Annotated in this window: 11 protein-coding genes; 5 read left to right on the top strand and 6 right to left on the bottom strand. The window is 71.0% G+C overall.

Annotation, left to right across the window (positions count from 1 at the left end):
- Positions 1 to 6: 6 nt before the first annotated feature.
- Entirely contained in the window at positions 7 to 1119 is a 1113-nt protein-coding gene (locus tag CcI156_RS12295; protein ID WP_254847394.1) for a CapA family protein, read from the bottom strand.
- A 222-nt stretch (positions 1120 to 1341) separates the two neighbouring features.
- Positions 1342 to 2253, bottom strand: a complete 912-nt coding sequence (locus tag CcI156_RS12290; RefSeq protein ID WP_076805840.1) for an LLM class F420-dependent oxidoreductase — start codon at positions 2251 to 2253, stop codon at positions 1342 to 1344.
- Positions 2254 to 2379: 126 nt separating this feature from the next.
- On the opposite strand from CcI156_RS12290, the gene pdhA reads away from it, so the two are divergent.
- From pdhA to CcI156_RS12270, 4 genes are all read left to right on the top strand, one after another.
- A complete protein-coding gene (pdhA, locus tag CcI156_RS12285) occupies positions 2380 to 3579 on the top strand; it encodes a pyruvate dehydrogenase (acetyl-transferring) E1 component subunit alpha (protein ID WP_076805838.1) in 1200 nt (399 codons plus the stop codon).
- The gene (locus CcI156_RS12280) at positions 3576 to 4637 is read left to right on the top strand and encodes an alpha-ketoacid dehydrogenase subunit beta (protein ID WP_076805771.1); all 1062 of its coding nucleotides are present in this window, start codon (positions 3576 to 3578) and stop codon (positions 4635 to 4637) included. Before pdhA ends, CcI156_RS12280 begins: the two co-directional genes overlap by 4 nt.
- A 52-nt stretch (positions 4638 to 4689) precedes the next feature.
- Positions 4690 to 6282, top strand: coding sequence for a dihydrolipoamide acetyltransferase family protein (locus tag CcI156_RS12275; protein ID WP_076805769.1), 1593 nt, complete (start codon positions 4690 to 4692; stop codon positions 6280 to 6282).
- Between the two features lie 130 nt (positions 6283 to 6412).
- Positions 6413 to 6649: a hypothetical protein gene (locus tag CcI156_RS12270; RefSeq protein ID WP_076805767.1), complete on the top strand. Its 237-nt coding sequence runs from the start codon at positions 6413 to 6415 to the stop codon at positions 6647 to 6649.
- A 121-nt stretch (positions 6650 to 6770) separates the two neighbouring features.
- On the opposite strand, the gene CcI156_RS12265 is transcribed toward CcI156_RS12270, so the two are convergent.
- Both CcI156_RS12265 and CcI156_RS12260 read right to left on the bottom strand, forming a co-directional pair.
- A complete protein-coding gene (locus CcI156_RS12265) occupies positions 6771 to 7157 on the bottom strand; it encodes a hypothetical protein (protein ID WP_232234807.1) in 387 nt (128 codons plus the stop codon).
- A gap of 63 nt (positions 7158 to 7220) precedes the next feature.
- Complete coding sequence (locus CcI156_RS12260; protein ID WP_076805829.1) at positions 7221 to 9065, bottom strand: acyl-CoA dehydrogenase; 1845 nt, start codon at positions 9063 to 9065, stop codon at positions 7221 to 7223.
- A gap of 194 nt (positions 9066 to 9259) precedes the next feature.
- Between CcI156_RS12260 and CcI156_RS12255 the strand changes: the two genes are divergently transcribed.
- Entirely contained in the window at positions 9260 to 12604 is a 3345-nt protein-coding gene (locus CcI156_RS12255; RefSeq protein ID WP_076805766.1) for a patatin-like protein, read from the top strand.
- Between the two features lie 34 nt (positions 12605 to 12638).
- Here CcI156_RS12255 and CcI156_RS12250 read toward each other — a convergent pair whose 3' ends face one another.
- Entirely contained in the window at positions 12639 to 13175 is a 537-nt protein-coding gene (locus CcI156_RS12250; protein ID WP_049760795.1) for a hypothetical protein, read from the bottom strand.
- A 173-nt stretch (positions 13176 to 13348) separates the two neighbouring features.
- Entirely contained in the window at positions 13349 to 13975 is a 627-nt protein-coding gene (locus tag CcI156_RS12245) for a nitroreductase (RefSeq protein WP_011434526.1), read from the bottom strand.
- Between the last annotated feature and the right edge of the window lie 36 nt (positions 13976 to 14011).

The raw sequence follows: 14011 nt of genomic DNA, 5'->3' as shown, positions 1-14011 counted from the left end.
CGTCGGTCAGGGTGCCGTCGCCGAGAGGCCGGTGCAGGCGCACAGAGCGTTCCAACTCGCCAGGGCCCGGGCTCCCGCGGCACCGGTCACCGGCTGGGGGATGCCCCCCACGATCCGGGCGGGTAGCCAGGCGGCGGCCGTGACCGCCCGGCCAGCGACGGTCAGTTCCAGCACCCCGGACTCGGTGTTCCGGCCGGCGCCGGAGGAATAGAACACGAAGTTCCCCAACCCGTAGCCGACGTACACTCCATCGGAGTTCCATCCAGCGCCCAACAGAACGTGGGCGTGGCTCCCGATGACGACGTCCGCGCCCGCGGCCGCCAGCCGGGGGAGCAGGGCGCGCTGTGCCTCGTTGGGGCACTGCTGCTGCTCGGTCCCCCAGTGCAGGAAGACGATGACCGTGTCCGCCGCGGCCCGCACGGCCCGCACGGCTCGCACCAGCCGATCGACCTCCTTGGCCGATGCCAGGCCGGGCTTGTGCGGACCCGCCGTCCAGGCCGCGATCAACTCGTCGTCGAGCACCTGGGTGGCCCCGAGGACGGCGATACGCTGCCCCTTGACCGTCGTCGTGTACGGGGCGTACGCGGCGGTGTCGTCCACGCCGATGCCGACGAGCGGGAAGTGCGCCTCCCGAGCGTAACGCAGCGAATCCTGCAGGCCTTCGATGCCGTAGTCCATGCCGTGGTTGTTGGCCATCGTGACAACGTCGATGCCGGCCGCCCGTACCGCGGTGAACGCGGTGGGCGAAGCCCGGAACACATACGCCTTCTGGGCCGCGGTGCCACGGTCCGTCACCGCCGTCTCCAGGTTCGCGATCGCAAGATCGGCCGCGCTCAGGGCCGCCGACATGGGTCCGATCGCCGTCCGCGGATCGGCGGCGAGCCGCTGACCGGGAGCACCCGCGAAGTGGATGTCGCCGCCGAAGGCGATGGTGACCGGCTGCCCCGTCGGCCGCCGCGGGCCGTCACCGACGGGGGCGGCTCCCCCGGCTCCCCCGGCTCCCCCGGTGGCCGCGGCTGAGGCGGAGGGACCGGTGGTGACGGGGGCACCATCGGCATGAGTCGTCGGCGTCGGCCTCGGATGGTCCTCGCCGTAGGGCACGGCGCAGGCCACGAACATGAATCCGACGATGACGGCGACGCCACCGGCGACGGCCGTGCGCCCGCGTCTKCACCGAACACGCCGAACACGCCGAACACGCCGAACACGCCGGCTGACTGCACCCCGCTCCACCCCAGGCTCCCCCTCCGTGACGACCGCGCCACGACGAGCCACTCGCAAACCGGCCGCGTCCCGACCGTTCCCATGATCCCGAACTCGACCGCCGTGGTCCGTCCGAGGTCAGAGTGCCGACAGCACCGGTGCCAGTTCGCGCCACTGCCGACGCGGCAGCCCACGGCGGTCGAAGTCAAGCACCTGCACGGCCACCTGATCGGCCCCGGCGTCGAGATGCTCCTTGATCCGCCCGAGCAGGACGTCCGCGTCCCCCCAGGGGACGATCGTGTCGACCAGGCGGTCCGAGCCCGAGCCGGCGAGATCGTCGTCGTCGAACCCGAAGCGCCGCAGGTTCGTCGTGTAGTTCGGCAGCCGAAGATAGGACCCGGTGTGCCGGCGGGCGAGCTCACGGGCCTGTTSCGGATCGGTGTGCAAGACGAACGCCTGCTCGGGGACGAGCAGCTTGCCGGGCCCAAGGATGTCCCGGGCGGCAGCGGTGTGCTCGGGTGGCACGAAATAGGTGTGGGCGCCGTCGGCCCGGTCCCGGGCGAGGCCGAGCATCTTCGGACCGAGCGCGGCGAGCACCCGTGGCGGGACACCGGGCGGTGGCACGGCCCGGTACTGCTCGACCGCCATCCGGTCCATCTCGTCGAGGTACGCCGCCATCTGGGCGAGTGGGCGCGTGTAGGAGGCGCCCCGGATGTGCATCAGCTCGGCGTGGGACACCCCGAGCCCGAGCAGGAACCGGTCCGGGTACGCCTCGGCGAGGGCCAGCTGACCGGCGGTCATGGTGAGCGGGTTACGGGCGAGGATCTGCGCGATCCCGGTCGCGATCGTCATCCGGGAGGTGGCCGCGAGCGCCAGAGCGGCGGTGACCAGCACCTCGCGCCCCTTGACCTCACCGGTCCACAACGTCGGATAACCGAGATCGTCGAKTTCCGCGACCGCCTCCCGGACGACCGCGGCCGGGGAGAAGTCGAACTGGCCACTCCAGATCCCCACCTTGCCGATCTCACGCCGGGCCGGCGGGCGGCTCATGTGCTGCGCACTCGTCACCGCGCAACCGTACCGAGCAGGAACGATGGTCACTCGTCACGGCGGGACCRCCGGATCCGGTTGCCACTGTCCGTCCAAGGTCTATCGTTGGCAAGTGTGACGGAGCTCATGCAGCTGCTCACCCCGACCGGCCACCGGATCACCACCGCGTCCACGACGACGGCAGCCGGACCCGACGCGCCGGGACCCGATCCCTCCAGAGCCCGCGCCGGCGGGGTGGACGCCGCGGKAGCGGACCCGCCCCGGACAGCCGTCGATCTGGCCGCCCAGATCGCCGACCTGACCGACGACGACCTGTACGGGCTGTATCGGGACATGGTGTTCATCCGCCGGTTCGATGAGGAGGCGACCAGCCTGCAGCGCCAGGGCGAGCTGGGGCTGTGGGCGAGCCTGCGGGGCCAGGAGGCGGCCCAAGTCGGATCCGGCCGGGCGCTGAGGCCCGGCGACATGGTGTTCCCGTCGTACCGGGAACACGGGGTGGCCTGGTGCCGGGGAGTCAGGCCGAGGGAAATCCTGGCGATCTATCGCGGCACGACGCTCGGTGGCTGGGATCCGGGCACCCACGGGTGCGCCCTCTACTCGATCGTCGTGGGCTCGCAGGCACTGCATGCCACCGGCTACGCGATGGGAATCGCCCGGGACGGCACCAACGACGCGGCCATTGCGTACTTCGGTGACGGGGCGTCAAGCGAGGGCGATGTCAGCGAGGCGTTCGGATGGGCGAGCGTGTTCGCCGCCCCGCTGGTGTTCTTCTGCCAGAACAACCAGTGGGCCATCTCGGCACCTGCCCGGCGCCAGAGCCGGATCGAGATCGTCCACCGGGCCGCGGGCTTCGGTTTCCCGGGCGTGCGGGTGGACGGCAACGACGTGCTGGCGTGTCTCGCGGTGACCCGGTGGGCCCTGGCGACCGCGCGTRCCGGGCGTGGTCCGGTGCTGGTGGAGGCCGTGACCTACCGGATGAATCCACACACCACGGCAGACGATCCCAGCCGCTACCGTCCGAAGGGTGAACTGGACATGTGGCGTCGGCGTGATCCGTTGGACCGGATGCGCGCCTACCTGACGGCGCGGGGCCTGCTCACCGAGGAGAGTCTGCGGCAGCTGGCCATCGAGGCGGACTCCTTCGCGCACGAGCTGCGCGCGCAGTGCGTCGCGCTGCCGGATCCGATCCCGGCCAGCCTGTTCGACCATGTGCAGGTGGCTGAGAATGAACTCGTGACGGCCCAGCGATCGGCGTTGGCGGCCATGTTCGACGTGGAGGGGCCCGGCGTGGAGGACGAGATGGGCGTACCCGAGGGGAACCGGTGACCAGCGGGGCCGTCGTCGCCGGGGAGCAGCGCTCCGACGAGGTCGGTGAGCGGGTTGCCCGCGCCCCGGTCACCATGGCCAAGGCGTTGAACCTCGGGCTGCGTTCGGCGATGGYAGCCGATCCCAAGGTTTTGATCATGGGGGAGGACGTCGGCAAGCTCGGCGGGGTCTTCCGGGTGACCGACGGGCTGCAACAGGAGTTCGGCGAGGCCCGGGTCATCGACACCCCGCTGGCCGAGTCGGCGATCGTCGGCACGGCGATCGGGCTGGCCATGCGCGGTTACCGGCCGGTCTGTGAGATCCAGTTCGACGGGTTCGTCTATCCCGCGTTCGACCAGATCGTCAGCCAGCTCGCGAAGCTGCACTACCGGTCGGCCGGCCGGATCCGGCTGCCGGTGACGATCCGCATCCCCTTCGGCGGCGGGATCGGCGCCGTCGAGCATCACAGTGAGTCGCCGGAAGCGTACTTCTGTCACACCGCCGGCCTGAAGGTTGTCGCCTGCTCGAACCCGGTCGACGCCCATCACATGATCCAGCAGGCCATCCGGTCCGACGATCCGGTGATCTTCCTCGAACCGAAACGGCGGTACTGGGAGAAGGGCGTGGTCGACCCGCGCCCCCTCGCCGAACTGCCCGCGGGCGAGCTCACCCAGCTGCACGCCAGCCGGGTCGTGCGCACCGGCACGGACGCGACCCTCGTCGGCTATGGCCCCACCGTACGGACCTGCCTCGACGCCGCCGAGATCAGCGCGGCGGACGACAGCCGGTCGCTGGAGGTCATCGACCTGCGGACGCTCTCACCCCTGGACCTGGAACCCGTGCTCGACTCGGTACGCCGGACCGGCCGGCTGGTCGTGGTCCATGAGGCACCGTCCAACGTCTCGGTGTCGGCCGAGGTCGCCGCGCGGGTGACGGAGCGGGCGTTCTACTCCCTGGAGGCGCCGGTCCTGCGGGTCACCGGCTTCGACACCCCGTATCCCCCGGCCCGCCTCGAAGATCACTACCTCCCCGACGTYGACCGCATCCTCGACGCCGTGGACCGTTCTTTCGCGTACTGAGCGTACTGAGAAGCATGAGGACCGACCAWCCGGCTATCTGACTGGGGTTACCGTGACGCAGCGACAGTTCCGGCTCCCTGACCTCGGCGAAGGTCTGACCGAGGCGGACATCGTCCGGTGGCTTGCCCAGGTCGGGGACACCGTCACGGTGAACCAGCCCCTCGTCGAGGTCGAGACCGCGAAGGCGGTCGTCGAGGTCCCCAGCCCGTTCGCCGGGATCCTGGTCGAGACCCACGGCGCCGAGGGAACGACCCTCGCGGTCGGCGCACCCCTGCTGACCATCCAGACCGCCGACACCGACACCTACGTCGACRCCGACACCAACGCCGACGGGACGGGTGGGAACGGGACGGGTGCGAACAGCCTGCCGACATCCCGGGACGCTGGCAGCATCGAGCGCACCCCCGTCCTCGTGGGCTATGGACCGAGGACGGCCGAGAGCCGCCGGCGCCGCCCTCGACGACCACCTACGCCAGCCGGTCCGGTCCACACAGCCGGTCCGGTCCACACAGCCGGTCCGGTCCACACAGCCGGTCCGGTCCACACAGCCGGTCCGGTCCACACAGCCGGTCCGGTCCACACAGCCGGTCCGGTCCACACAGCCGGTCCGGTCCACACAGCCGGTCCGGTCCACACAGCCGGTCCGGTCCACACAGCCGGTCCGGTCCACACAGCCGGTCCGGTGCTCGCCAAACCGCCGGTCCGCAAGCTCGCCCGTGACCTCGGTGTCGACCTCGCATCCCTCGCCGGCACCGGCCCGGACGGCACGATCAGCCGGGCCGACGTCGAGGCCGCGGTGCGTGCCGCCGCCCGTACCGCGCCCCTCGCGGCGCCGCCCACGCGCGATGCCCCGCCGATCGGCGTCATCCCCGCCGGGGCCACCTTCTCCGCCGAGACGCGTACCTGGCACGTGCCTGTCACCGGCATCCGGCGGTCGATGGCGCAGGCGATGGTCGCCAGCGTCTCGGCTGCCCCGCATGTCACCGAGTTCCTCACCGTCGACGCGACGGCGACGATGGCCGCCCGGGACCGGATCGCGGCGCTGCCGGAGTTCACCGGGATCAAGATCACCCCATTGCTGTTCGTCGCCAGAGCCCTGCTCATCGCCGTTCGCCGACATCCGATGATCAACTCATCCTGGGTCGAGGACGCGGGCGGTGGCCGGCCGGAGAACGGTGGCCGGCCGGAGAACGGTGGCCGGCCGGAGATACATGTGTACGACCGGGTGAACCTCGGCATCGCCGTGGCGGGCCCGCGTGGGCTCGTCGTGCCCACCATCCCGGATGCCGGCCGGCTCGACGTCGTCGGGCTGRCTCACGCCCTGGCCGGCCTCACCACCGCGGCGAGGGCGGACCGGCTCAGCCCCGCGGATCTGCGCGGCGGCACGATCACCATCACCAACGTCGGCGTCCTCGGCGTCGACATCGGCACCCCGATCCTGAACCCGGGCGAAGCGGCGATCCTCGCCCTCGGCTCGATCCGACCGATGCCCTGGGTGCACGAGGGCCAGCTCACCGTGCGTACGGTGGTACAGCTGGCACTCTCGTTCGACCATCGCATCGTCGACGGCGCGCTGGGCTCCGCGGTCCTCGCCGACGTGGGTGCCGTCATCACCGATCCCACGGTGGCACTCGCCTGGTCCTGATCGACTCATCGGATCCACYAGTTGGCCACAAACGGGCACACTGCACGCAAGAGGGGCACACAACGGCCCAGATTCCGCTCCCTGGTACGGTTGCGCCTCTGACCGGCTTCCGGCACAAAGAGGTGGAACCATGACGCGAGTGGAGGCACTGCAGGCCGCGGACGAGTTCGTCGCCAAGGTTCTGACCTCCGCCAACTCCAGCGGCCGGTTCACCGGCACGCTCAACCTGGCTGAGCKGGTCGACCTCACCCTACGAGTGGCTCGGTTTCTGCTCGAGGGTCAGTCCTCCTCGGACGCCGACGACATCCTCAAGCGGGACATGCGCAACGAGCTCGATCAGGCGTTCCCGCCGCTACGCACCTCCTGAACCGACCATCCCGGCTCGCCCCCGCGGACGAGCGCCCGGCCGGGTTCCCTGGTCCGTCCCCACGGACCGTCCAGGGAACCGGACCGGGCGGTGGGCAGGCGGACCGGTGAACGAGCACGGTTCAGTGCGGCGACAGKGGGTGGTCCCCTTCGACGTGCACGTGGATGGCCGGCTGCCCGTCACCGTAGGTCGCCTCCGGATGGCGTGAGGGGTTCAGCCGACGATCCTCCTCGGGGGTCAGTCCCAGCTCGCGCCGGTGCGGGGCCTCGAACGGAGCGGACGGGTCGACGATGATGCCGTCATCGAGCGGTCTGGGCGCKGGCACGCCGTTCTCGACCGACTCTTCGACGATCTTCCTGCGCCACTGGTCGCGGTACAGGGTGAGGCCGAGCCCAATGGCGCTGACGCACATCAGGATGATGCCCACGGCCGTGATGTCGAGCCCGGACGGTTCGGAGCGGACCGCGAAGGCGAGGATGGCGCCGAGGGCCAAGAGTAAAAGACTCAACGGGATTCCCATACCGGTCCATATACCCTTCCGCGGCAAGAACGCAACCCCGCCGCGGCAACATCAGAACGCCTCCTCCGGCAGTTCCATGAGCCCGAGGCCGGTGGACTCCAGCGCTACCCGGCGCGCCGTCAACTCCGGTAGCACATYGGCCGCGAACCAGCGCGCGGCGGCCACCTTGCCCTGGTAAAAGGCGGCGTCCCGAGCGGGCCGGGCCCCGGCGGACGCCGGAGAATCCTGGGTCCGCAGGGCTACCTCGGCGCCGCGCAGGAGCAGCCATCCGATGATCAGGTCACCGAGGCTCATCAGCAGCCTCGTCGTATTCAGGCCGACCTTGTAGATCGCGGCGGCCTCCTCGGCGGCGCCGGTGAGGAACCCGACCAGCGAATTCACCATGCTCTGGACGTCCTCAAGGRCCACCCCCAGCGCCTCCCGCTCCGCCCGCAGCGCGCCGTTGCCGGCCTCGCCCTTCACGAACGTCTGGATCTCGCCCAGCACGGAGGCCAGCGCCTGCCCCTGGTCCCGGACGATTTTCCGGAAAAACAGGTCCTGGCCCTGGATCGACGTGGTGCCCTCGTAGAGAGTGTCGATCTTGGCATCGCGGATGTACTGCTCGATCGGATAGTCCTGCAGGTACCCGGAACCACCGAGGATCTGCAGTGAAGAGGCGAGCAGCTCGTAGGACCGTTCGGAGCCGACCCCCTTGACGATCGGGAGCAGCAGGTCGTTGATGCGTTCGGCGAGCTCGTCGGCCTCCCMCCGCTCGCCGGCCAGCGCAACCCGGTCCTGGAACGTCGCGGTGTAGAGCACCAGTGAACGCATGCCCTCCGCATACACCTTCTGCATCATCAGCATCCGGCGGACATCCGGGTGATGAATGATCGTGACACGCGGTGCCGTCTTGTCCGACGCGCGGGCCAGGTCCGCACCCTGGACGCGGGTGCGGGCGAACTCGAGCGCGTTGAGATATCCGGTGGACAGCGTGGCGATGGCCTTGCTGCCCACCATCATCCGGGCGTACTCGATCACCTGGAACATCTGGGCGATGCCCTCGTGGACGTCACCGACCAGCCAACCGACCGCCGGCGCCCGCTCACCGAACCGCAGCTCGCAGGTGGCGGAGACCTTCAGGCCCATCTTCTTCTCGATGTTCGTCACGTAGACGCCGTTACGGGCGCCGGGCGTGCCGGTCCGCGGATCGGGCATGAACTTCGGCACCACGAACATCGACAGGCCCTTACTCCCCGGGCCGTGCCCCTCCGGCCGGGCGAGCACGAGGTGGATGATGTTCTCCGGGACATCCCAGTCCCCGTTGGTGATGAACCGCTTCACGCCCTCGATGTGCCAGGTGCCGTCGGGCTGCTCGATCGCCCTGGTACGACCGGCCCCGACGTYGGAACCCGCGTCCGGCTCGGTGAGCACCATCGTCGCGCCCCAGTGCCGTTCGATGGCGAACTCGGCGAGCTGGCGCTGCCATTCGTTGCCGAGCCGGTGCAGGATCGCCGCGAACGTCGGCCCGGCCATGTACATGAAGATGGCCGGGTTCGCTCCGAGCAGCAGCTCCGAGGCCGCCCACGCGACGGTCGGAGACGCACCCAGCCCACCCAGGTGCGGCGGAAGGTAGAGCCGCCACCACTCACCGTCCAGAACGGCCTGGTAGGACTTCTTGAACGACTCCGGCAGGGTCACCGACCCGGTCGCCGGATCCAGGGTCGGTGGATGACGGTCGGCGTCGGTGAAGGACTCGGCAACGGGTCCGGAGGCGAGGTGATCGAGCTCGGCCAGCACCTCGCGCGCGGTCTCGGCGTCCATCTCCCCGAAGGGACCGGTGCCGAGCGTGCGATCGACCCCGAACACCTCGAACAGGTTGAACTCGATGTCTCGCAGATTGCTCCGGTAGTGGCCCATCAACGGCTCCTTCCCGGGACCGCCGGACACCGTGATCGGCCGATGCCGGCTAGCTACTCGTGAGTACGTTGTTCCCATGCTACTCACGAGTAACCCGTTGACAAGAGTGGCGGCTGGGAAGAAGTCGTCGCGATCCAACTTTTCTCCGACAAACGGGGAAGGCCCGGGGCCGGGCACGTCTACTCTTGCCACTCATGCGCGACCCGGCCACCCAGGAGGTACGGCTCGCGGTCGTCATGACCGGTGGCGCGAGCCTCGCCGTCTGGATGGGCGGGGTCGCCACCGAGATCAACCTTGCGACCAGCCCGGACCGTGACCGGGCCGACGACGCGGACGCCGCCGTCGCTGCCCGTTACGCCCGGCTGGCGACCATCCTCGACGTCGAGGTCAGTGTGGACGTACTCGCCGGCACCTCGGCCGGTGGCATCAACGCCGCCATGCTGGGCTACGCGAACACCCACCACGCCGATCTCACCCCGCTGCGGGACCTGTGGCTGTCCCTCGGCTCGTTTGACGCGCTCATGCGCACCCCCCACGAGAAGACGTATCCCTCGCTGCTGCACGGGGACACCGCCGTGCTGCCCGCGCTGCACACCGCCTTGACAGCGGTGGGGGAGACGGCCCGAGCCGGCATGGACCGAGCCGGCATGGACCGCCCGACATCGGTCTTCATCACTACGACGATCCTGCGCGGCGAGGTCGCCGAGCACGCCGACTCACTCGGCGGCACCATGTACGACGTCGACCACCGGGGCCTGTTCGCCTTCGGCACRCAGGACCTGACCGACCCTGGCGCGGTCCCCCGTCTCGCCCTGGCCGCACGGGCCAGTTCCGCCTTTCCGGGCGCCTTCGAGCCGGCCTACGTGCCGGTGGGGCACGCCGTCGACGCCGCGCACCCGGACATGGCCCGCTACGTCAACGCCTCCCACGGATTCCACGCATCGGACGGCGGGATCCTGGTCAACCGCCCGATCGGACCGGCGCTGGCGGCCATCTTCGACCGGCCCGCCGAACGCCAAGTCCGTCGCGTGCTCGCCTACGTCGTGCCCTCGCCGCGGATGCCGGTACCGACGAATCCGGCGGCACCAACGAATCCGGCGGCACCAACCAGGACGTCCACACCGCCCGCCCTGCCTGTGCCACCCACGGTGATCCCCACCCTTCTCCAGGTGCTCGGCGCGGCGCTGAACCAGTCGATCGGTACAGATCTGGCGACGCTGCGCGACCACAACAGCGCCGTACGCGGTACGCGGGCGAACCGGCGACGGCTGCTGCGCCTCGCCCCGGCCGGTGGTCCCCGATTAGCGGACGAGAGCGTCTATGACGCCTACCGCCGCAGCCTGGCAGAGGAGATCGCCCCACCGGTGATCGAGGCGCTGCTGCGCGTCCTCGGTGGTCGGTTCGATCTGCCCCGTCCCCCGGACACCGAAGCGCTGCGCACCGACGCGGCCGGACCCGCCCGGATGACGAACGCCGCGGTCAACGCCGTGRTCCAGATGCTTCCCGACCGGCTGCCGACCACGGCCGACCTCRCCGACCTGTGGCGGCTGGGCCGACCCGCGCTCGACGCCGCCAAGGGTCTACTGATCAACATGATCAACGAAGGGTACGTCCTCTCCCCCGAGCCGGCGGACCGGATCCGACTTGCCCGGCTCGCGGCGGCCGTGCACGGCGCATCGCACGCCACCATCCGGAACACCGACACCACCGCCACCACAGCCACCGCGGCCCTGCGGCCCGGCGTCTTCACGACGGTCAGCGAGACCCTCGGTGCGATGGCCGGGGCACCGCTGCTCGACGTCATCGCCGAGGCTGCCCGCCGCTGGTTGCGGACCGACCCGGAGGGCGACGCGGGGCAGGACGAGCTCACCCGGGCCTGGCGCTCCCTGGAGCGGATGATCGAGACCCTGCGGACCGAGCTCACCGATCTCGTGGACCGGCGGTCCCCCGCGGCCCGGCCTCCGGCGGGACCAGAGACCAGGCCCGAGGGTCTCAGCGTCGGCCAGCGCCGGGCGGTGGCGGCCCGGACCCTCGCGGACTTCGTCGGGTACCTCCCGTCGACTCCCGCGGACGCCCTGATCGCCGTGCTCGACGTGCACCTGGTCGAACGAAGCACCGGCGCCGCGGTCCTCGACCAACCGGTTGAGCTCGTCCAGATCAGCGCGGATCTACCGAACCGCCTCGATCCCGCCCGCGCACTGGCCGAGGAGAAGGTCACAGGCCTGCAGCTGGGAAACTTCGGCGCCTTCGCGAAGTCCTCGTGGCGGGCCAACGACTGGATGTGGGGACGGCTGGACGGTGCGGGCTGGCTGGTCCGGATCATGCTGGATCCACGCCGGCTCGTGATCCGCCGGGACACCGCCGTCCCCGCCGGTCACGCCCACGCCGCGGCGCTGGCCCGCCGGGGCTGGCTGGTGGATCTGGTCGACGATCTCACCGAGGTGGCCGGCATCCCGGCGCCGCGGGAGGTACTCGACGAGCTTGGCTTTCTGACCGATCCGGACGCCCCCGTGCCGCCGAACCTTCCGGTCACGGCGACCTGGGTCGCCGCCGGCATCCAACGGGACATCGCGGCCAAGGAGCTGGTGGGGGTCGCCGAGGCGGTGCGGCGCGACAACAAGGCCGGGGTCGATCCGCGGCCCACCGCCGACTTCCTCGCCGCCGTCGACCGGGCCCTGACCGTGGAACCGAGCCGGCCCGGGACGACGACCGGACCGGGGGCCTCGGCGGTACCGGAAGGGACAGGCTCCCCGAACCTGGACGAGCCGCGCGGCGCCGAGGTCATCTCGCTGGCCGCGGCCGTGGCCGCCAGGATCGCCGCGGGACAGACCGGTGCCCACCGGCCTGCCGGCGTCGACAGTTCGGCTCTGGCGCGCCGACCGCCCCGGCCACCCGGGCTCAGCGGCGTCCCCGTCACGCCCGGCGCGCTGCCCCCGCGAGCGGTGGACAAGGTACTCGAGGCCTGCCGCGTCTCGGACGAGCGCATCACCGACGCGGCGCAGGGCCCGGTTCTGGTGACCGCCCTGGCCCAGATCGTGGCCGTGGTCGTCGCCTGGGCCACATCGACCCGCCGGCTGCCACGGCCCCTGCGGCCGGTCGCGTTCCTCGCCCGGACCGTCACCCGTCTCGCCTTCGAGATGATCCGGGATGTCACGCACGGCCGGCGGCGGATGACGATCGCGGTGGGAACAGCGCTGGTCGGCCTCGGCACGGCCGGCGGGCTGACCGGTTCGGGCATCGTCGGCGGCCTGGGGATCGTCGTCGGCCTGATCGGCCTGCTGATGATCGGACTTACCGGCTGGCGGCACCTGCCCGGAGGACTGGCGGTCGTGGGAGCGGGGCTCATCGCGGTGTTCGCGGCGGCCGGTGTCGTTCCGGTGATCCATGACCGGCTCTTCCCCTGGCTACACGACGATGTCGTGCCCTACCTGGCCGATCATCCGTGGGCATGGGCGACCGTCTTCGGAGCCCTGGTGCTGCCGGCTCTCTGGTCCGTCGCCGAGGCCCTCACCACCCGCCGGGCCCGCCGCAACGGCTGATCATCCCGGCGACGTGGCGACGTGGCGACGTAGTTCAGGAGATGTCGGACCAGGTCAGGGTGCCCGTCGGGTCCCGAAGGCAGGACACCGGGCGGCCGGCGGAGTCCTGGACGATGCGCCCGACGTCCTCGGGGTCGCAGTTCCCGCCCTCATCCGGCCGAACCACGGGAGCCGGGGCGGGCGGCTCCGTGGACCATCGACCGATGCCGGCCGGGCCGGTCCCGCCGACGGGCGCGCAGAACAGCACAAGGCCGTTGACGGCGGTCGCGGGCGAGGTGTCCTCGGCGGGGGAACAGGCCTCTCCGACGAAGACGGAGGATGCTCGCGGAGTCGGCACCGGCAGTGACGCGACACCGTCCGGGGCGGCGGAGGTTCCGGAGGGGCCCGGCGCCCGTGAGACGTCAGGCGTCGCAGCCGCGGCGGAGGTCCCGAGCGCGCCCGGGCCGCCCGGGTCCTGAGACGACGCACTCGGCGTGACCACCGAGCCCGGCCGGGCGACCGAGCCGCCGGACCCACTCGACCCCGGCTCCGAGCATCCGACGACCAGCGCGAGCAGCAGCCCTCCGGCCACGGTCAGGCCGAGACGGCCACGGCCTCGAAGACCACCACGGCCTCGAAGACCGCCACGGCCTCGAAGACCGCCATACACGGCGTACCTCCCGTCGCACCTCGGGAGCCGGAGTCATACCCCGGTCCAGGCCGCCCGATCTCAAGACCTGTGTTCCAGCTTAGGTAACCTGCCGCTCACACCGTGGTCACTTGCCCGAACTGGGAGATCCGATCGTCCGCCGCCACGGGAACCAGCGTCCCGTCGACCTCCATCTCCGTCGCGACCTGGGCCAGCCGAACGGCGGGCCGCGCCGGCAGCGGCGCGGTGTCCGCCTGGGTCCCGAGCTCCACCCAGCCGACCAGCACCTCGTCCGACGTCAGCCCGAACGCCCCCCGGACCTCGGCGCTGTCCTGCATCGGCACCGACTTCCAGGCCGAGGCGACGCCGAGCGCGTGCGCGGCCAGGCAGATGTTCTGCGCCGCTGCCGCGGCCGAGGCGTCCTGCTCGGCGACCGGAACCTTCGAACCGACACGGGATGCGACGACGGCGATGAGCGCCGGGGAACGGGTGGCCTTGCCCGCGGTCTTGCGGATGACCGGCTCGGGCAACCCGCCGAGGGCCTCGGCGGCCCGCTTGATCGCCGCAGCCAGGGTGGCGCGGGCATCGCTCCGCACAACCACGAAGCGCCAGGGCCGCAGCATCTTGTGATCCGGCGCCGTGGTGGCGGCGCCAAGCATGATCATAATCTGCTCCACCGTCGGACCGGGTTCGACGAGCCGGGTCGCTGTGCGGCGCGTCATCAGGCAGGCGAGAGCGTCCATGAAAACTCCTCGGGGGATCGCGGTTCGGGGAGCCCC

Origin of the sequence: Frankia sp. CcI156 (assembly GCF_001983015.1) — a bacterium.
In the GTDB taxonomy this organism is placed as follows: Bacteria; Actinomycetota; Actinomycetes; order Frankiales; family Frankiaceae; genus Frankia; species Frankia casuarinae.
The sequence above is the reverse complement of the archived record's forward strand: the minus strand, read 5'-3'. Positions and strand labels throughout refer to the sequence as shown.